The 19,427-nt window shown below is 49.3% G+C and carries 11 protein-coding genes; 4 read left to right on the forward strand and 7 right to left on the reverse strand.

The window, feature by feature from the left end; genetic code table 11:
- Positions 1-57: 57 nt before the first annotated feature.
- From EPD17_RS14940 to EPD17_RS14960, 5 genes are all read right to left on the reverse strand, one after another.
- The gene (locus EPD17_RS14940) at positions 58-1,653 is read right to left on the reverse strand and encodes a M20/M25/M40 family metallo-hydrolase (protein ID WP_132055423.1); all 1,596 of its coding nucleotides are present in this window, start codon (positions 1,651-1,653) and stop codon (positions 58-60) included.
- A 152-nt stretch (positions 1,654-1,805) separates the two neighbouring features.
- Entirely contained in the window at positions 1,806-4,316 is a 2,511-nt protein-coding gene (locus EPD17_RS14945; protein ID WP_132055424.1) for a DNA gyrase/topoisomerase IV subunit A, read from the reverse strand.
- Positions 4,317-4,373: 57 nt separating this feature from the next.
- Positions 4,374-5,720: a serine hydrolase gene (locus EPD17_RS14950; protein WP_132055425.1), complete on the reverse strand. Its 1,347-nt coding sequence runs from the start codon at positions 5,718-5,720 to the stop codon at positions 4,374-4,376.
- Positions 5,721-5,736: 16 nt separating this feature from the next.
- Positions 5,737-6,630, reverse strand: coding sequence for a DUF1835 domain-containing protein (locus tag EPD17_RS14955; protein WP_132055426.1), 894 nt, complete (start codon positions 6,628-6,630; stop codon positions 5,737-5,739).
- Between the two features lie 30 nt (positions 6,631-6,660).
- Complete coding sequence (locus tag EPD17_RS14960; protein ID WP_132055427.1) at positions 6,661-8,568, reverse strand: DNA topoisomerase IV subunit B; 1,908 nt, start codon at positions 8,566-8,568, stop codon at positions 6,661-6,663.
- Between the two features lie 378 nt (positions 8,569-8,946).
- Between EPD17_RS14960 and EPD17_RS14965 the strand changes: the two genes are divergently transcribed.
- The gene (locus EPD17_RS14965; RefSeq protein WP_132055428.1) at positions 8,947-9,216 is read left to right on the forward strand and encodes a hypothetical protein; all 270 of its coding nucleotides are present in this window, start codon (positions 8,947-8,949) and stop codon (positions 9,214-9,216) included.
- A gap of 417 nt (positions 9,217-9,633) precedes the next feature.
- Here the strand turns inward: EPD17_RS14965 and EPD17_RS14970 are convergent, their stop codons facing one another.
- Positions 9,634-11,355 carry an ABC transporter substrate-binding protein gene (locus tag EPD17_RS14970; protein WP_240040637.1) on the reverse strand — a complete coding sequence of 574 codons (1,722 nt, stop codon included), beginning with the start codon at positions 11,353-11,355 and terminating at the stop codon, positions 9,634-9,636.
- Between EPD17_RS14970 and EPD17_RS14975 the strand changes: the two genes are divergently transcribed.
- Both EPD17_RS14975 and EPD17_RS14980 read left to right on the forward strand, forming a co-directional pair.
- Positions 11,354-12,985: a M1 family metallopeptidase gene (locus tag EPD17_RS14975; protein WP_132055429.1), complete on the forward strand. Its 1,632-nt coding sequence runs from the start codon at positions 11,354-11,356 to the stop codon at positions 12,983-12,985. The two genes, EPD17_RS14970 and EPD17_RS14975, sit on opposite strands and share 2 nt — an antisense overlap.
- A 127-nt stretch (positions 12,986-13,112) precedes the next feature.
- Complete coding sequence (locus tag EPD17_RS14980) at positions 13,113-14,612, forward strand: lipopolysaccharide biosynthesis protein (protein WP_132055430.1); 1,500 nt, start codon at positions 13,113-13,115, stop codon at positions 14,610-14,612.
- 151 nt (positions 14,613-14,763) lie between these two features.
- On the opposite strand, the gene EPD17_RS14985 is transcribed toward EPD17_RS14980, so the two are convergent.
- Positions 14,764-15,462 carry a C40 family peptidase gene (locus EPD17_RS14985; RefSeq protein ID WP_132055431.1) on the reverse strand — a complete coding sequence of 233 codons (699 nt, stop codon included), beginning with the start codon at positions 15,460-15,462 and terminating at the stop codon, positions 14,764-14,766.
- 170 nt (positions 15,463-15,632) lie between these two features.
- Here EPD17_RS14985 and dnaE point away from each other — a divergent pair, with 170 nt between their 5' ends.
- Positions 15,633-19,265, forward strand: a complete 3,633-nt coding sequence (dnaE, locus tag EPD17_RS14990; RefSeq protein WP_132055432.1) for a DNA polymerase III subunit alpha — start codon at positions 15,633-15,635, stop codon at positions 19,263-19,265.
- Positions 19,266-19,427: the final 162 nt, after the last annotated feature.

The raw sequence follows: 19,427 nt of genomic DNA on the forward strand, positions 1-19,427 counted from the left end.
CCCGCTTTTTTTAGAGCGGGCTTTTTCTTTATAGCAAAATGTGCATGCATCATTCAACTAGTCCACACCACCTTTACGTGTAGCCTTGCGCTGTGCAGGCCATTGCATTTGCTGGCCGGTATTGGGGTTTACAGGCAGCACAATTTTGTCGCGTTGTGTTTTCTGCGGGTCTTCGCTGGCCATATACACCATGATGGCGGTAAGAATCGCATTGTTCCGCACATCATCCCACACAATCTTGTCGTATGAGTCGCGGTTGGTGTGCCAGGTATAGCTGCCGTACGACCAGTTGAGCGAACTCAATGAAAAGCCCGGTGCGCCAACGGCTACAAACGAAGCAAAGTCGGAGCCGCCACCACTGGGTGAGCCTGGAAAGCTGGTTTGAATATGGGTGCGAATGGAGTCAGGCACTTTCGAAAGCCAGCGATTGAGGTAATCGTAGCTGTGTAAAAAGCCCTGGCCAGAAAGGTTTACCACGCGGCCGGTGCCGTTGTCCTGGTTGAACAAGGCCTGCAGGTTTTGTACAATTTCCGGGTGGTCTTCAACAAACGCCCTTGATCCGTTCAGGCCCTGCTCCTCGCTGCCCCAATGGCCTACAAGGATGGTGCGTTTTGGATTGGGGTAAAACTTTTTCAGGAGGCGCATGGCTTCCATCATCACCAACGTACCGGTGGCATTATCGGTAGCACCACCCGATCCGTCCCAGCTATCAAAGTGGGCCGACAGCATCACGTACTCATCGGGTTTTTCGGTGCCCTTAATTTCGGCCATCGTATTGAAGGTGGGCACCAGGCCACGTTCTTTCGAATCGGCACGAACAGCAATGCGTGGCTTTTGCCCCGACTCTGTTAAACGGAACAACATGCCGTAATCTTCCAGCGACAGGTCGATAGTGGGCACTTTTTTGGTGTTGGCGCCAAAAATTTTATTGACACCAAAACCGTTGCTCCACAGGGATTGTATCACACCGGCAGCACCTGCATTTTCCAATGCCAGCGCCAAGTCACGTGCACTCAAGCCGGTTTTTGCCAGCCGATTGCGCCATGCAAGTGTTTGCGCATCGCGGTCCTTTTTCATCCGCTCAAACGATTCCTTGGTAGCAAACTCCTGCCAGTTATAATCGGGGCGGCCGGTGGGCTGCGCCATCGAGATCATTACGAACTTGCCTTTTACCGAAGGCAGCCATGCTTTGAATGCAACGGAATCGGCCACATCAGCCAGTATGATTGTTTCGGCAGTTACTGTTTTTCCTTTGGTAGAAGGGCTCCATGCCAGTTGCATGCCTTCCAACGATTTTACGCGGGGATACACCATATCCACATGCGTTGCACCCCGCTCCCAGCCGCGCCATTCGCCCCATTTTTCGTTGCGGGCCGCAATGCCCCAGCCGGCGTAGGTTTTCACCGCCCAGTCGTGTGCCTGGTCCATTTGTGGCGTGCCCACCAGCCGCGGACCGATCACATCTACCAGTTGGTGTCCTAATGTTTGAAGTTGCGAATTTGTGGTGGCTTCTTTTACCACTTGCTGCACAAAAATCGAATCCCTGTTTTGTGCCGGCGCTACATGGCCAACAGTTACAGACAGGAATAATAAAAAAGCAGGTGCACTTGCTGCACGCCGCTTCAGCCTTTTGGTTTGTCGTATGAATTGCATGGGTCTAAAATAGGCATAGATAGGCTAACAAAATGCAAAGGGGTTGATAACTGCAAACCTGCGGCAGCAGCCATTTCCATATAAAATATTTATGCAAAACAAAAAGCGCAGTACCTGTGGACACTGCGCTTTGCTATTAATTTCCATGTGGGCTAAAACAATGCTTTCTGTTGTGCGTCGCCGCTCATCTCCCACTCCATCATCACGTTTTTGTTGAAGTCGATGAGTTTGGCGCCAATGGCCTTCCAACCCATCACATCCACCATATCGGCGATCTTGAACTTGGTGCGCCGCGCTGCAGAACCTTTGCCTGTTTCCACGATCAATGTAGGCATGTCCTCTGTGCTCACCGCTTCCAGCAGGTTGCCCTTGCCTTCCTTGATGAACATATATCGTTCCTTGATGCGGTTGGTCTCAATACGGAAACGCTTCACATTGTACTGCCCTTTATCGTTATCCAGGTAAATGGCCGTGATCACATGTTGCGGTTCGTATTTTTCCACCAGCATCACTTCTTCGGGATTGAAGCGTTGTGTCAACTCCTGGTCGGTGATTTCGTAGGTGCCGTCGGTATAAATGATCAGCACACGATCTTCCGCATCAAACGAGCCCAGTTCAATGCCTTTGCCATCGTGGTTCAGGCGGCCGAATTTATCATCAAACCAAAGCTTGATGGAGCCCAGCGTAGCCACGCCTGCTTCTTTGAATTTCACCGAACGCACCGGGTATTTGGTTACCTGGTTGCCCATGCTGCCGCGGCTCTTGATCTCAATTTCTTCGAAATAAAAATCCAGTTCTTTTTTCTTCGCCGTACAGTTCGGACTGAGAATTACCCGCACTACTTCGGCCTCACCATTAGGGTTAGCCGTAAAATAATGCACCTTGCTTTTTTCATGTCCTTTGGTCAGGTCGTATTCCTTATCACGGGTAATGCCGGTTACGTTAAAACGTTTGGCATAAGTCACGCCGCTTTCGCCATCGGTGTAGATCATGTTGTAGGTAGTGCGTTCGTCGCCTTTGCGGAAAACGGCAGCATACAAAATGTCTTTACCAATAAATACTTTATCCTGCACCTTCACCACTTTCATTTGTCCGCGGCGGGTAAATGCAATGATGTCGTCGAGGTCGGAACATTCCACCAGGAATTCATCTTTCTTCAACGAAGTGCCGATGAATCCTTCCTGCCAGTTGATGTAGATGCGTGTATTGGCGATGGCTACGTGCTTGGCTTCGATCACCTCAAACACCTTGATCTCGCTTTTGCGCTCCTTGCCTTTGCCGTATTTTTTTAGCAGGTTTTCAAACCAGGCAATGGTATAATCATTAAGGTGTTCGAGGTCGTAGTTTACCTGCCTGATCTCTCCTTCCAGGTTTTTGATCTGCGCATCCAGCTCAGCAATGTCAAGGCGATAAATGCGGCGCACCGGCTTTTCGGTAAGCTTTAAAATATCCTCCCGGGTAATGGCGCGGCGCAGGTTTTTTTCAAAGGGCTTAAATGCTTTTGCGATGGCTTCGAGCACCTTTTCCCAGGTCTCATGTTTCTTTTCCAGTTCCTTGTAAATACCCTGCTCGAAGAATATTTTCTCCAGCGAAGTATAATGCCATTTTTCCTGCAGTTCGCCCATCTTTATTTCCAGTTCGCGTTGCAGCAGGTTCTTGGTGTTGTCGGCCGAAACACGCAGCAGATCGGAAGCGCCAACAAAGTGCGGCTTCTGGTCAATGATCACACAGGTGTTGGGCGAAATGGAAATTTCACAATCGGTGAATTTATACAACGCATCGATGGTAATGTCCGGCGAAATGCCCGGTGCCAGGTCCACCTGCAGTTCCACTTCGGCTGCAGTGTTGTCCACCACTTTTTTGATCTTGATCTTACCCGCATCGTTTGCTTTAACGATCGAGTCAATCAGGGAAGACGTGGTGACGCCATAAGGCACGCTTTTGACCAGCAGCGTTTTTTTATCCAGCTCCTCGATGTGTGCCCGCACTTTTACTTTTCCACCGCGGCGGCCGTCGTTGTAATCGGTCACATCCACCATGGCACCGGTCAGAAAATCGGGATACAATTCAAACTTGCGGCCTTTCAAATACTTGATGGCTGCTTCGCAAAGCTCGCAAAAGTTGTGGGGTAAAATTTTTGTAGCCAAACCAACCGCAATGCCTTCAGCGCCGTGTGCCAGCAGCAGGGGAAATTTTACCGGCAGCGTGATGGGTTCGTTTTTACGGCCATCATAACTCAATTGCCAAGCAGTGGTTTTGGGGTTAAATAAAACCTCCAATCCAAACTTACTCAGGCGCCCTTCAATATAACGTGGTGCAGCAGCATCATCGCCGGTGCGGATGTCGCCCCAGTTGCCCTGTGTGTCGATCAGCAGGTCTTTTTGCCCCATGTTCACCAGCGCATCACCAATCGACGCATCTCCATGCGGGTGGTATTGCATCGTTTGTCCAATAACGTTGGCCACTTTGTTGTAGCGGCCATCGTCCATTTCTTTCATGGCGTGCAGAATGCGGCGCTGCACGGGTTTCAGGCCATCTTCCACGGCAGGCACAGCCCGCTCCAGGATTACGTACGAAGCGTAATCAAGGAACCAGGTTTTATACTGGCCGTTGATGCCATGATCGGTTTGAACGTGTTCGTAGTTTTTATTTTTCGTGCTCATTGATTATTGATATCGGATGATAAAAGGGCCGTTAAACAAAATGCCCGGCAGCTTTCATTATTTTATTTTCTTACCACCTATTTCCCTTCCGCCCTGGAACAGCGTCAGGCTTTCCACTTCGCCCTGCGCATTCTTGTTGAACTGCATTTGCGCATCTACCACTTTCAGGAAAAACTTCGTATTGCTTTCCGCAAACAGCGGGTTCTTCGACTGGCCAGTGGCTTGTGCCATCAGCTGACTACCTTCTAAAGTGATCATCATTTTAAACGCCGGCGTTATTTCGTATTCACCTACATAAGTATTCATGATGTCCACTGGTACTGCTATTTCAGTCCGTGCGGCAGGCCAGTCAACCTTTTGCCCGAAGACAATTCCGGCAAGGTCTTTTGCAATATTATCGACGGGCACTGCGCCATTGTTGCTCAGCACCACAATGGCCAGGTCTTCTTCGGGGTAGCGCACAAAGGCGGTGATGAAACCAAAAATGCCCCCGCCATGCGCCACCGCCCTTTTGCCATAAGCGGTATCGACAACCACGCCCAATGCATAATTATTTAGCGCAACGGTTTCCATTTGCTTCATGCTTTGGGCAGATAACACTTTGCCCTTTTGCAAAGCCCGGTGCCATGCATACAAGTCGTACACGCTGCCATACAAGGCGCCGGCAGCATAGCTTGCAGAGGAATCAACGATTCCTGCAGTCATGGCCTGGGCCCCGTTGATGATGTTGTAACCTGTGGATTTGTTGGCGGACTTTAATGCAGCAAAATCAAACCCCGCGGTGTTCATGCCAGCAGGTTTTAAAATATACTGGCGCACCAGTGTTTCGTAGGGCTTGCCACTTACCTTTTCGGCGATATAACCCAGCAGCATATAGTTGCTGTTGGAGTAACTGTATTTGGAGCCCGGCGCAAACGCCAGCGGTTTGTTGGCAAACAACTCAAAAATGCGGGCCTGCGTGGTAGGCTTCACCGCTTCTGTGTTCATGAACCGGGCATCGTTGGTATAATTGAAAATGCCCGATGTATGCGTCAGCAAATGACGCAGTGTAACGCTGTCGGCAAACGAAAACTGCGGGAAGTATTTAGATAGTTTGTCGCCAAGTTTCAGCTTCTTTTCTTCCTGCAATTTCAAAATAACGGCAGCGGTAAACTGCTTGGTCACCGATCCGTATTGATACAGGTCGGCAGCGGTGGCCGGCGTTTTGGCGGCTACATTTTTATAACCATAGCCCTTTTCCAACAATACTTTTCCACCCTTTGCCACCAGCACCGAACCATTGAACTTTTTATGTGCCACATATTGCCGCATAAGCGAATCGAGCAGTTCGGTTTGGCTTTGCGCAAAAGAAAAAGTGGCAACAGCTAAAGCAGCGAGCAGCAGTAAAGGTTTGCGAAGTATCATAACGTTCCTGTTTTTATTAAACGGCCGGTTCGGTTGCAGGTGCAGCAGCCGGCACACCGGCCAGCTTTACGCCGCAATCTTTCCAGCCTTTTGTAAAGTCGCCTTGCAGTTCCAGTTTTCCTTCATCGGCCAGCGCTTTCAGACGGCCGTTCAGGAACACATCGCCGGTCTTGATCTTCATTTTACCCAACGCATTGAACAGCACTTTCGGGATCTTCTGCCAGTCGGCCGAAATGGCCTGCAGCAGCGGCGCATCGTAAAAATCATCGCCCTTGGTAGCGATCTTTTTACCGCCTTCCAAAATGCGTACGGAGCCGTTCTCCTCCGATAGGCGCTTCCATTCATCGGGGTCTACTTCAAACTCGCTGGGCGTAACGGTGCGGGCCAGTTTTTTTGCCTTGCGAAATTCCTTTGCTGGTATTTCATGAATGGCCGTAGGATAAAAAATGCCGCCCTTTTCATTAATGAACGGCAGGTTGTTCATGTACAGCACATACACCCTACCCCCATATTCTTTCAGCTGGCCAATCAGCCAATAGTATCCGCATACATCATGGCTGTTTTGGCCCATCCACATCCACAACACCAATTGCTCGTTTTCATCCAGTGCTTTTTTCAGGTTGTGCACCGTCATGCGGTCGTTCACCATATCGGTCGTGTCGCCGTACGGCGACCGCAGCAACTGTTCTTTCCACCACTCTTTGCGTGCCTGCCAACCTTCGGCTTCATCAAGTTTGTAAAGTGGGCCTACGGCAAAATCATCGCGAATGATGATGATCTCACCTTTCAATGTTTCGTCCAGTTCAGCAGCCGATTGCAGCACGGCAATGTCGGCCTCCTGGAAAACAAGGTGCAAGACCTCCTGCGGCACTGGCGCCTGCGCTGTCGCTTTTTTCGATTCTTTGCTCATTGCCTTTTTATTGGCCTTTTATATGAAATCTTATCCTGCCACTTCCTCCACCGTATCCAGCTCCACACGCAGGTTGTTGATGATAAACTCCTGGCGGTCCTGCGAGTTTTTGCCCATATAATATTCCAGCAAGTGCTGAATATGATCGCCATGATCGAGGATCACGGGCTGCAGGCGCATTTCCTCGCCAATAAAACGACCGAACTCATCCGGCGAAATTTCACCCAGTCCTTTAAAGCGGGTGATCTCGGGCTTGGCGCCCAGCTTTTTCATCGCAGCCTGTTTTTCCTGTTCGGAATAACAGTAAATGGTTTGCTGCTTATTCCGTACCCGGAACAGCGGCGTTTCCAAAATAAATACGTGGTTGCCTTTTACCAAGTCGGGGAAGAATTGCAGGAAAAACGTCATTACCAGCAGGCGAATGTGCATGCCATCTACATCGGCATCGGTGGCAATAACAATGCGGTTAAACCGCAGTCCATCCATGCCTTCTTCAATGTTCAGCGCATGTTGCAGCAGGTTCAGCTCCTCGTTTTCATACACCACTTTTTTGGTCATGCCAAAGCAGTTGAGCGGCTTGCCGCGCAATGAAAAAACCGCCTGTGTAGCCACTTCGCGGGCCTTGGTAATAGATCCTGAAGCCGAGTCACCTTCCGTAATAAAGATGGTGGTTTCCTGCTGTTTGGCATAAAACTCCTGCTTGCCTTTTACCGGCGGTTCATCGTTGAGGTGAATGCGGCAGTCGCGCAGCTTTTTATTGTGCAGGTTTGCTTTTTTAGCCCGTTCGTTGGCCAGCTTTTTAATACCAGCCAGTTCCTTGCGTTCCCGTTCGCTTTGCTCGATCTTGCGTTTCAGCGCATCGGCCACGGACGGGTTTTTATGTAAAAAGTTATCGAGGTTGCGCTGCAAAAAATCAAGGATAAACTGGCGCATTGATGGACCGCCTTCATCCACGTTTTGTGACCCCAGTTTTGTTTTTGTTTGCGATTCAAACACCGGCTCCACTACCCGCACTGAAACGGCCGCGGCAATACCTTGGCGCACATCGGCTGCATCGTAATCTTTTTTGAAGAACTCGCGGATCACTTTTACATAAGCCTCGCGGAACGCAGCCTGGTGGGTGCCGCCCTGCGTGGTGTGCTGGCCGTTTACAAACGAATGATAATCTTCGCCATAATCGTTGTTGTGTGTAATGGCCACTTCAATGTCTTCGCCTTTCAGGTGAATGATGGGATAGCGAATGCCATCGGGATCGGTGTCGGCATTAGTTTCGCGGGTTAGCAGGTCGAGCAGCCCATTTTTGGACATGTACGACTTGCCGTTGAACACTATGCGCAACCCCGCGTTGAGAAAGCAGTAGTTCCAGATCTGCTTCTCGAGGTATTCGGGGATAAAATGAAAATTCTTGAAGATGGAATCGTCGGGGATAAATGTAACCAACGTACCATTGGCGCCGCTGGTGCCCCCTTCCTTGTATTCTTTTACCAGCACGCCCTGCTGAAATTCGGCTTCCTTTACCTTGCCATCGCGGTGCGACGCCACTTTAAAATATTGGCTCAGGGCGTTTACGGCCTTCGTACCCACACCGTTGAGGCCTACGCTTTTCTGAAACACCTTGCTGTCGTACTTGGCGCCGGTATTGATCTTCGAAACCACGTCCACCACTTTGCCCAGCGGAATACCCCGGCCGTAATCGCGAATGGTAACGGTCTTGTCCTTGATGGAAATTTCGATGGTTTTGCCGTAGCCCATCGTGTATTCGTCGATACAGTTGTCGAGCACTTCTTTTACCAGCACATAAATGCCGTCGTCGGCCGAGGAGCCGTCGCCCAACTTGCCGATGTACATGCCCGGGCGGAGCCTGATGTGCTCTTTCCAGTCGAGGCTGCGGATACTGTCTTCGGTATAATCGCCTACAATTCTTTTTGTTTCTGCCATAGGAGAATGGTTGCCTAAAATGGTTTTTTGCCTTTTTGCAGCACTTGAATGATGCCCGGCACGGCTGTGCTGGACTGGCAAATAAGCGGGCAAATATAAGGAAAAAACCGGCGACTTTTGCTAATATTTTTAGCTATATATTTGGGCTATTGACCGAATTTATTGTTTTATAAAACACTGATCGTCAATTAAAATAATTTCTACAAACATTTATTGCGGGCTAAACCGGCGCTGCCAAATTAAAAGACCCTAATTTTGGCCCCGGCGGACGCAATAGCAAGTGGCCGCACCGGAAAATAACTGGCTGGCCCGTTAAGTTCTGTTTACTTACTAACCCAAAAAGTAACAGTTAACCTAACCACCAAAAGGAGGAAGTGTATGTATTCGTATGGATTGTTGGAAGCCGGTTGTTATTACCTGGTACAGGAAGCTCAGGACCAGCCCGTTTCGCTGATCAAGGTGATGATGGAGTCGGATCACTGCATGTACGTGTTTTTCTACGACGACCAGATCTCGACCTGCTGGAAGCGCAAAAGCGATTCGATATTTGATATTATCGAATGCCTGAGCGATGCCGCAGTGGAAGCCTGGGAAAAGCACTACAACAGTAGTAACGAAGATGTGTACAACGAAGAGGACGAAGAATAAGCGGTAGCAGATCGGCGGCAAGGGGGAAAAAACTGGCGTTTGGGAAAAAGCTTCAACGCAACACAAACAAAAAGAATGGCGGCACAGGTAAAACCTGTGCCGTTTGTTTTATTGGAAAATGATGTTTTAAACAGGCGAGCAGGCAATGACACCAGCTTTTGCGGAGTCTGTCATGCCGAACTTGTTTCGGCATCCCCTTCGACTTGAAAGTTTTTGTATTTAAGAAAGGCGCCAGTTCTTTTTTGCAAAAAGCCTCTTGGTGTAAGGAGATGCCGAAACAAGTTCGGCATGACAGACACTGCGCTTCTGCAATCTTTTTATTTTGCAAAAGAAAAAAGACGAACCAAACAGTTGAAGGGTAAATGAAATTGAAGCAGTAACCCTTTTCGACTTTTTACTTTTGCCTTTTGACTTCATCTATCGCACCTTCGTCCGCCGCAACTCCAGTAAGTTCAGCGCATTGGGCTGAAAGCCCTCCACGCCGGGCTGCACGAGGTGAATTACCTTATCGTACCAAAGCGGTACCACCGGCGCATCTTCCATCACCAGCGCATCTGCCTGGCGGTACAGGTCGTATCGGGCCGAATCATTCGTTTCGGAAAGGGCCTTTTCTAATAATGCATCAAACCGCGGGTTTTGATAGCGGGTATAATTGGGCGGTGCCGGATTTTTGGAGTAAAACACAGAAAGATAATTTTCCGCGTCGGGGTAATCGGCAATCCAGCTGCCGCGGAAAAAAAGGGCCCGGCTGCTCGAGGTCAGCTCCAGCAGCAGCGATTTTTGCACCACTTCCACCTGGATTTCCAGCCCAACTTCCTGCAACTGGCGGGAAATATAATCGCCCATGTCGGCATAAACCGGGATGGTGAGCAGGCGCAGCCGCGGCGGTTTCTTAGCCCCGCCAAAACCCGCACCCTGCAGCAACTGCCGCGCTTTTGCTGGATTATAACGGTAGCCCGGAACCGCTGTAGAATCGAACGAAGGCAGGCCCGCCGGCACAAAACCGCTTTGCGCAGGTGTTCCCAATGAGTTGCGGAGATACAGGATCATTTTTTCCCGGTCAAAGCCGTAGTTGATGGCTTGCCGCAGGGCTTTCAATTGGGTTGGCGACTGTTGCACCAACTCGTTTTGCGGGTCCATCAAAAAGCCGAGGTATTCAATCGCGAGGTATGGATGCGTATTGAGCTGCACTTTTCCCTGCCACTCCCGGCGCAGCACGCCGCGTTTGGTGAGCACTTCGTCTTTAAACGAAGGATCGAGGTCGTTGATAAAATGTAGTTTTCTCTGGCGGAACAACAAAAACTCGGTTGCCTTGCTGTCGGCAAAACTTACTTTAATGCCCGCCAGGTACGGCAGCCGGTTGCCCGCCGCATCCCGTTCCCAGTAACCCGGGTTCTTTTTTAGGATCAGGGCCTGCCCTTCTTCCCACACCACAAATTGAAAGGGCCCCGTGCCCACCGGGTGCCGCCGGAACGCAGCGCCATATTTTTCAACCGCTTCTTTGGTGACAATGGAGCAGTATTGCATGGATAGAATACCGAGTATCGGCTGGTACGGCCGGGCCAGCCGAAGCTGAAACACTGTGTCGCTTAATGCCACAAAAGGCTCGTTTTCGGCCACCCGTTCATTAAACACCCAAGCCCCCGGCGATGCCGTGGCCGGGTTGCGCAGCCGCTGGAAACTGTACACCACATCATGGGCCGTCAGGCGGCGGCCCTTGCCTCCGGTAAAACAAGCGTCGTCGTGAAAAAACACATCGTTGCGCAGGTAAAAAGTATAGGTCTTTCGGTCGTCAGAAATTTCCCAATGCTTTGCCAGCGATGGCGCCATTTGCAGGGCGCTGTCCGGTTCCACCAAAGTGTTGTACAACTGGTGCACCGGCCACATTACCGACTGGTTTTTGGCAAAAGCCGGATCCAGCGACTGTATGCCCGAAGCATCGTTGTATAAAAAATAGCCATCCGCATCCCGCTGGCCCGAATAGCAGGAAGCCAGCAATACGGAAAGCAACAGATAAAAAGCTAAATATTGCAGAGTAGTAAAGCGCATATTGGTACAAGGGTCTAAATTAGCGAACAATTGCCGGGCATCCGCTACATGCGGCTGCACCTGTACCGGCGCCCTTATTTGTTTCTCCATGAAAAAATTGCTGCATCTTTTCCAGTTCTGTTTTTTGCTGGGCGCTACTACTGCCTGTGCCCAGCCGCTGCAACAAAAAAAAGTATTTACCCGGCAGGATACCCTGCGCGGCTCCGTAACGCCGGAACGGGCCTGGTGGGATGCGACGAGTTATACCATTTCGGTAATGCCCGATTATGCAGGCCGCACTATTTCGGGTTCAAACGAATTGCAGTTTAAGGTATTGTCGCGGGGCACCCGCATGCAAATAGACCTGCAGCAACCCATGCAGCTCACCACCGCCGTGTGGAACGAAATGCCGCTGGCCGTAGAGCAGGAAGGCAATGTTTATTATATCCGCTGGCCAGAAGCGCCGCCGGTTGGCTCGGTACAAAAACTGTTGCTGCAGTTTGAAGGCACCCCCCGCCCGGCACTGACGCCGCCCTGGGATGGTGGCTGGATCTGGAGCAAAGACCAGTTGGGCCGCCCGTGGATGAGCGTGGCCGTGCAAGGATTGGGCGCTTCGGCGTGGTATCCTTGCAAAGATTACCAGGGCGACGAACCGGACAGCGCTTTTATGAACATCACCGTGCCCGATACGCTGGTGGCTGTAGCCAACGGCCGTTTTTTAGGTAAAGAAAAAAGCGGATCTTACACCACTTATAAATGGGGGGTGCAAAGCCCGATCAATAACTACAACCTGGTGCCCTATATTGGAAAATACGTAAACTGGGCCGACACCTACACCGGCGAAGCCGGCCTGCTCAATTGCACATATTGGGTGCTGGATTACAACCAAAGCAAAGCCAAAACGCAGTTCAGCCAGGTGCACCAAACCCTGAAAGCACTGGAGCATTGGTTTGGTCCTTATCCTTTTTATAAAGACGGCTACCAACTGGTAGAGGCGCCGCACTTGGGCATGGAGCATCAAAGTGCTGTGGCCTACGGCAACCGGTTTGCCAACGGTTACCTCGGCAAAGACCTTTCGGGCAGCGGCTGGGGGCTGAAGTGGGATTATATTATTGTACACGAAACGGGGCACGAATGGTTTGGCAACAACATCACCGCAAAAGACATCGCTGATATGTGGGTACACGAAGGTTTTACCGATTACAGCGAAACCCTGTTCACCGAGTTTTTTTACGGTAAAAAGGCTGCCTCCGAGTATGTGCGTGGGCTGCGGGCCAGCATCCAAAACGATCAGCCGATCATTGGGCCTTATGGCGTAAACCAGGAAGGCAGCGGAGATATGTATTATAAAGGCGCCAACCTGGTGCACACCATCCGCCAGTTGGTGCAAAATGATACGCTGTTCCGCAATATACTGCGTGGGCTGAACAAAGATTTTTACCACCAAACCGTTACCACGCAACAAGTGGAGCAGTACATGGCGCAAAAAAGCGGCATCGATCTTTCCAAAGTGTTTGACCAGTATTTGCGCACCACAAAAATTCCTGTGCTGGAGTTGAAGAAGGCTGGCAGCAACCTGCAATACCGCTGGAACAACGTGGTGCCCGCCTTCAACATGGCCGTACAACTAACCAATGGCCAGTGGCTGAAACCCACCACGGACTGGCAATCCGTGAAAGGCACATTTGGCAGCCAGATAGCCGCCGCACCGGATTTTTATGTAACTACGGAAATGAAATAATTAGAAACTGGGGTAAAAAGTCAAACAATCTTCGTCCATTTTTGACTTTTTACTTTTGCCTTTTGAATTTTCTACAGCTGTTCTTCTAAAACGCAATGTTCGCCCCCTTCCCTACTTTTGCCCCCACATGAGCACCATCCGCCGACAAAGTATTCTTTCTTCAATAGTTGTTTACTTAGGCTTTGTGCTGGGGTTTGTGAACACCTTTCTCTTTACAAGGGAAGGCAGCTTTAGCACCGAAGAATATGGGCTGGTGCAAGCATTTGTAGCCTTTGGCAATATACTGGCATCCATTGCAACGCTGGGCATGCCGGCATATATTTCTAAATTTTTTCCATACTACAACGACCGCCTGCCGCCAAACAAAAACGAGATGCTCACCGTGGCACTGCTCATTGCCACGGCCGGCTACGGCGTAGTGCTTTTGTTGGGTGTGTTGTTTAAAGACGTGGTGCTGCAGCGTTTTGATAATGCACCACTGCTGCAGCATTATTACTACTGGATCTTTCCGTTTGGTTATGGCATTACGGTCTTCAACATCTTAGAAGCTTATAGCTGGCATCTTAAACTACCGGTAGTTACCAACTTTTTAAAAGAGTTTGTTTTTCGGTTAGTCACCACCGTTTTAATCATTGCCAGCACAGTTGCCTTGCTGTTTTCTTTCAAAGGCTTTGTGCCCATTTACTCCTTTTCGTATTTGCTCATTGCATTGGGCTTGCTGGCCTGGCTGTTGGCTACCAAAAGAGTGTCCTTTGTTTTTTCTATCAGCAATGTATCGCGCAGGTTTAAAAAGAAAATAATGCTGTTGTGCACTTTTGTTTGGTCGGGTGGGTTGATCTTTAATTTTGCAGGTTCGTTCGACACCATCATCATTACCGCGGTATTACCCAATGGCCTGGCGGCTGCGGGTATTTTTTCGCTGGCGCAAAATATTTCATCGCTCATACAAGCGCCGCAGCGGGCTATGGTCTCTGCCACCATCGGGCCGCTGTCGCAATCGTGGAAAGATAAAGACCTCGAACGCATACAACGCATTTACCAACGGTCTTCCATCAATATGCTCCTGTTTTCAACGGCCATGTTTTCGCTCATCTGGCTCAACTTCGAAGACGGTGTCCTTACGTTTAATTTAAAACAGGAATACCTCAGTGCTAAAACGGCCTTCTTTTTCTTAGGCCTTGCGAAAGTCATTGACATGGGCACCGGTGTAAACGGGCAGATCATTGCTACGTCTACTATGTGGCGTTTTGATTTTTTTTCGGGGATGATACTTTTGGGCCTGATGTTCCCGCTGTCGTTTATCCTTACCCGTTCGTTAGGTGTGGAAGGACCGGCCATTGCCAACCTTATTTCTTTTACCGTGTACAACACGGTGCGCTATACTTTTTTGTATCGCAGGCACGGCATGCAGCCGTTTAACCGCGCCACTGTTATTACACTGCTGCTGGCCGCAGTATGCTTTGTAGTTCCGTACTTTTTGTTCAGGGACCAGTTGGGTTTGGCCGCGCTATTTCTACGCAGTACGGTCTTTATTATATTATTTGCAGCAGGCACTATTGCATTAAAACTGACTCCTGATTTGGAGCCGGTAATTCAGACGGTTCGAAAAAGATTGACCCGGAAATAAAAATAAAAAGGCACCGAGCTTTTACATGCATGCTAAGGTGCATATGGATTTATCCACACCCCTTTTTCATCCCAGCTAATGTCATTATCATATGGGCAAATAAAAAAGCAGATGTCAACATCTGCTTTTTTTAAAATTGATCAACAATAACTTAAGGCTTGCCCGCCAATGCAATGCTGTTGGTTTCTTCAACCTTTGCCATGCGGCCGGCACCTAAATATCTTTTTGCCCAATAAGTTTCATCCAAGTCGGAGATCATTACCCCACCCGATGTTGCCGCATGTGCAAACTTGTTGTTTTGTAAGTAAACACCCACATGCGAAACGCCACCACGTGTATTGAAGAAAACAAGATCGCCTTCTTTTAATTCTTCGCGGTTGATGCGGGTTGTGGTTTCAAACTGTTCCCGTGCCGTGCGGGGCAACTGTGTTCCAAAATGACAGGTGTACAACACTTGCATGAACGCAGAACAATCAATACCGTTTTTGGTGCTGCCGCCGTATTGATAACGGGTGCCCCACCATTCATCAATGTTTTGATACAGGTGATTGATTGCAATTTCTTCTACTTCTGTATCGAGCAGAATGGAAAATTTCAATTGTAATTCAGTGGCCTTTTCAATATCCAATGCTGGTGCAGCGGCTTTGCTAAAAGCAAATGTGGTCGGAGGCTTGGTGGCGGGCTCCACCAGGGAAACGGTGGTTGGCGCAATTTCTAACTGGATGTCTTCCAGGAATTTAACTTCGGTTTTTGCTCCGCTATTAGGACCTTTGGATTTTTGGGCCAGAACAGGGTTGAACGAAGCTATCCCACCTACAAAGAAGGTGGAAAGCAGCAGGGTTTTTACCATGTGGCTTTTTTTTGGATGAGTGACTAGTGACGAAAATATGTATTTATTCCCTCAAGTTGGGGAAAGCTATCAACGTTTTTTATCCACATCGTATTGCCCGCAATTGCATTTATATTGCGCAATCGTTCCTGTTCAAGGCCAAAATAATTGAGGCCTAAGGGTTTTCAACTATGAAATATTCACATTTACATGTACATACACAGTTCTCACTTTTGGATGGTGCAGCCAACATACAGGCGCTGTATAAAAAGGCCATCAAGGAGAACATGCCCGCAATTGCGATTACGGATCACGGTAATATGTTCGGTGCTTTTGAATTTGTATCGGAAGCATATAAACATAAGAATGATGATGGTTCGGTAAAAGTAAAACCCGTCGTGGGCTGCGAGTTTTACGTGGTGGAAGACCGTACCCGCAAAACATTTTCAAAAGAACAAAAAGACAATCGTTATCACCAGGTATTGCTGGCAAAAAATGCAGTGGGTTATCAAAACCTGATCAAGCTTACATCGCTGGGTTACCTCGAAGGCATGTATAGCAAGTACCCGCGGATTGACAAAGGTCTGATCGAACAATATAGCGAAGGTTTGATTGCCACCACTTGCTGCATTGGTGCTTATGTTCCGCAAACCATTCTGCACCATGGCGAAGAGGCTGCAGAAAAAGAATTCAAGTGGTGGTTCGATATGTTTGGCGAAGACTATTTTATCGAACTGCAGCGCCACAATATGCAGGAGCAGGAAACCATCAACCAGGTGCTGCTGAAGTTTTCTAAAAAATATGGCGTGCCCGTTATTGCCACTAACGACAGCCATTACACTGATCGCGACGATTACAATGCCCACGATATTTTGCTCTGCATCAACACCGGCGAAAAACAGAGCACACCGGGTTTTGATGATTTTGTAAACGATGATGCAGGCAGTAAAAACCGCCGCTTTAAATTTCCCAACGACCAGTTTTATTTCAAGGGCGTTGATGAAATGAAAAAGTTGTTCAGCGATATCCCGGAGGCCATCGACAATACCAACATGATCGTGGACCGGGTTGAGTTGCTGAATTTGAAAAAAGACATTCTCCTCCCCGCCTTCCCTATTCCAAAAGAATTCCAGGTACATGGCGACAGCAATTTAAACCAATGGGAATTTTTGCGGCACCTCACATTTGAGGGTGCGCATGCCCGTTATGGCAGCATCGATGCAAAAACGCAGGAGCGCCTCGACTTTGAGTTGCACACCATTAAAACAATGGGCTTCGCGGGATACTTCTTAATTGTATCAGACTTCATTAAAGCAGGCCGCGATCTGGGTGTGTTTGTTGGCCCCGGCCGTGGTTCGGCGGCTGGTTCGGCGGTGGCGTATTGCATAGGCATCACCAACATTGACCCCATTAAATACGACCTGCTGTTCGAACGTTTCCTGAACCCCGATCGTAAGTCGATGCCGGATATTGATACGGACTTCGATGATGAAGGCCGGCAAAAGGTGATCGATTATGTGGTGCAGAAATACGGTAAAAACCAGGTAGCCCAGATTGTTACCTACGGTACGATGGCCGCGAAAATGAGTATCAAGGACGTGGCCCGTGTGCTGGACCTGCCACTGGTTGAATCGAACATGTTGGCCAAGTTGGTACCTGATAAACCGGGTACCGAATTGGGCCGTGTGCTGCATGCGCCACTTACCGCAAAAGAAGGCGAAAAATCGCTGGAAGAAAAAGAAGGCTATGGCTCCGATGATATTGAAAACGTAAAGCAACTCCGTGCTATCTACAATGGCAACGACATCAGGGCGCAGGTGCTGCACGAAGCGGAAAGGCTGGAAGGATCTGTGCGCAACACGGGCATTCACGCCGCGGGCATCATCATTGCGCCGGACAGTCTTTTGAACATTATCCCGGTGTGTACGGCCAAGGATTCAGATCTTTTGGTAACGCAGATCGAGGGCAAGATCATTGAAGATGCCGGCGTAATCAAGATGGACTTTCTGGGGTTAAAAACCCTTACCATCATTAAGAATGCGCTGGAAATGATCAAGGCCAATCACGGTGTTGATATTGTGATCGACGATGTTCCGCTGGACGATGAAGCGACATATGCGCTGTATCAAAAAGGCGAAACCATTGCCACGTTCCAGTTCGAAAGCCCGGGCATGCAGAAGTACCTGAAGGAACTAAAGCCTGACCAATTTGCCGACCTTATTGCCATGAACGCCCTGTACCGCCCCGGTCCTATGGCGTACATCCCCCAATACGTTGACCGTAAGCATGGCCGCGAGGAAGTGAAATACGACCTCGAGGAAATGGCCGAATACCTGGAGGAAACATATGGTATTACGGTGTACCAGGAACAGGTGATGTTGCTGGCGCAAAAGATCGGCGGATTCTCCAAAGGCGATGCCGACGTACTGCGCAAGGCCATGGGTAAAAAAGACCGGAAAACGCTGGACAAGATGAAAAGCAAATTCATCGACGGCGCGGTTGCCAAAGGCCACGAGCCAAAAACGCTGGAAAAAGTTTGGACCGACTGGGAGGCATTTGCCCAATATGCGTTCAACAAATCGCACTCTACCTGCTACGCGTTTGTGGCGTATCAAACGGCTTATTTGAAGGCCCACTACCCTGCCGAATACATGGCCGCGGTGCTCAACAACGCCAACGCCATTGAAAAGCTCACCTTCTTTATGGAAGAATGTAAGCGCATGGGCATCAAAGTACTTGGTCCCGACATCAACGAATCGCAACAAGGCTTTGCGGTAAACAGCAAGGGTGAAATCCGTTTTGGTCTGGGCGGACTGAAAGGTGTGGGCGAAGCCGCTGTGGAAAGCATTATTGCAGAGCGCAAGGCGGGCGGGCCGTTCAAAGACCCATACGATTTTATCAAACGCATCAACCAACGCACCGCCAATAAAAAAACGCTGGAGAACCTGATCTACGCAGGCGCATTCGACCAGTTTTCACTGCATCGTGCCCAGTATTTCTGCGTGCCGCAGGGGGAACAAATCAACGGGCTGGAAAAGTTGGTAAAATATGGCAACCAGGTGCAGTCGGAAGCTAACTCGGCGGCCAATACGCTGTTTGGTGATATGTCGTCGGAGATGGACATTAAGCCGCCGGTAATTCCACCCTGCGAACCATGGTCGCTGACGGAGCAACTGGAAAAAGAGAAAGAAGTGGCCGGTATTTACCTGAGCGGCCACCCGCTGGACCACTACCGTTTTGAATACCGCCATTATGGCTTTACCACCGTGGCCGATTTCAACGAAATCAAAGACAACCAGCAAATGATGGCCATGGGCCGCACCTACCGCATTTTGTGCCTGGTTACTTCGGCGCAGCACCGCATTTCGCGGCAGGGCAACAAGTTCGGTTCGTATGTGCTGGAAGATTATACGGGCAAAACGGAACTGGTGTTGTTTGGCGATGATTTTATCAAACACCAGGCTTACCTTGAACTGGGCAGCACGCTGCTCATTACCGGCGCTTTTAAAACCCGCTATAAACCTGGTGAGTTTGAGTTTAAGGTAAGCTCGGTAATGCTGGCCGAAAACATCAAAAAAGCGCTGACCAAACAGGTGCACCTGGAGCTGGAAGCACGCCACCTGCAGCCGCAAACCCTCGAGTTCTTAGACGACCAAATGAAACAACATCCCGGCAATACCGGCCTGAAAATTTCGCTGGTGGAGGGCCGCGAAAACCTGCGGGTAAACCTGTCGACAATTGGTGGCGGGCTGGAAATGAACTATGATTTTATCCAGTTTTTGGAAACAGCGCCGGAAATTGGCGTTCGGGTAGAAACAGCGTAAACAAAACAATAGCAAAATTGATAAGGTAAAAAGCATTCTACCGCTTCGGATGTTGTTTAACGTATATTCCATTTTCTGCCTTTTTACCTTATCAAACTTTTCTATTTGTCATCAAAAACTTTCAATATCTGACAATGGTGCAGGGAATAGGATTAGGCTTTA

Origin of the sequence: Pseudocnuella soli (genome assembly GCF_004347775.1) — a bacterium.
Classification (GTDB): Bacteria; Bacteroidota; Bacteroidia; order Chitinophagales; family Chitinophagaceae; genus Flavisolibacter; species Flavisolibacter aquaticus.

Excerpts from the sequence above, each read along its gene's own strand:
- EPD17_RS14940 (WP_132055423.1), bottom strand. The coding sequence starts at position 1,653 with ATGCAATTCATACGACAAACCAAAAGGCTGAAGCGGCGTGCAGCAAGT.
- EPD17_RS14945 (WP_132055424.1), bottom strand. The coding sequence starts at position 4,316 with ATGAGCACGAAAAATAAAAACTACGAACACGTTCAAACCGATCATGGC.
- EPD17_RS14950 (WP_132055425.1), bottom strand. The coding sequence starts at position 5,720 with ATGATACTTCGCAAACCTTTACTGCTGCTCGCTGCTTTAGCTGTTGCC.
- EPD17_RS14955 (WP_132055426.1), bottom strand. The coding sequence starts at position 6,630 with ATGAGCAAAGAATCGAAAAAAGCGACAGCGCAGGCGCCAGTGCCGCAG.
- EPD17_RS14960 (WP_132055427.1), bottom strand. The coding sequence starts at position 8,568 with ATGGCAGAAACAAAAAGAATTGTAGGCGATTATACCGAAGACAGTATC.
- EPD17_RS14965 (WP_132055428.1), top strand. The coding sequence starts at position 8,947 with ATGTATTCGTATGGATTGTTGGAAGCCGGTTGTTATTACCTGGTACAG.
- EPD17_RS14975 (WP_132055429.1), top strand. The coding sequence starts at position 11,354 with ATGAAAAAATTGCTGCATCTTTTCCAGTTCTGTTTTTTGCTGGGCGCT.
- EPD17_RS14970 (WP_240040637.1), bottom strand. The coding sequence starts at position 11,355 with ATGGAGAAACAAATAAGGGCGCCGGTACAGGTGCAGCCGCATGTAGCG.
- EPD17_RS14980 (WP_132055430.1), top strand. The coding sequence starts at position 13,113 with ATGAGCACCATCCGCCGACAAAGTATTCTTTCTTCAATAGTTGTTTAC.
- EPD17_RS14985 (WP_132055431.1), bottom strand. The coding sequence starts at position 15,462 with ATGGTAAAAACCCTGCTGCTTTCCACCTTCTTTGTAGGTGGGATAGCT.
- dnaE (WP_132055432.1), top strand. The coding sequence starts at position 15,633 with ATGAAATATTCACATTTACATGTACATACACAGTTCTCACTTTTGGAT.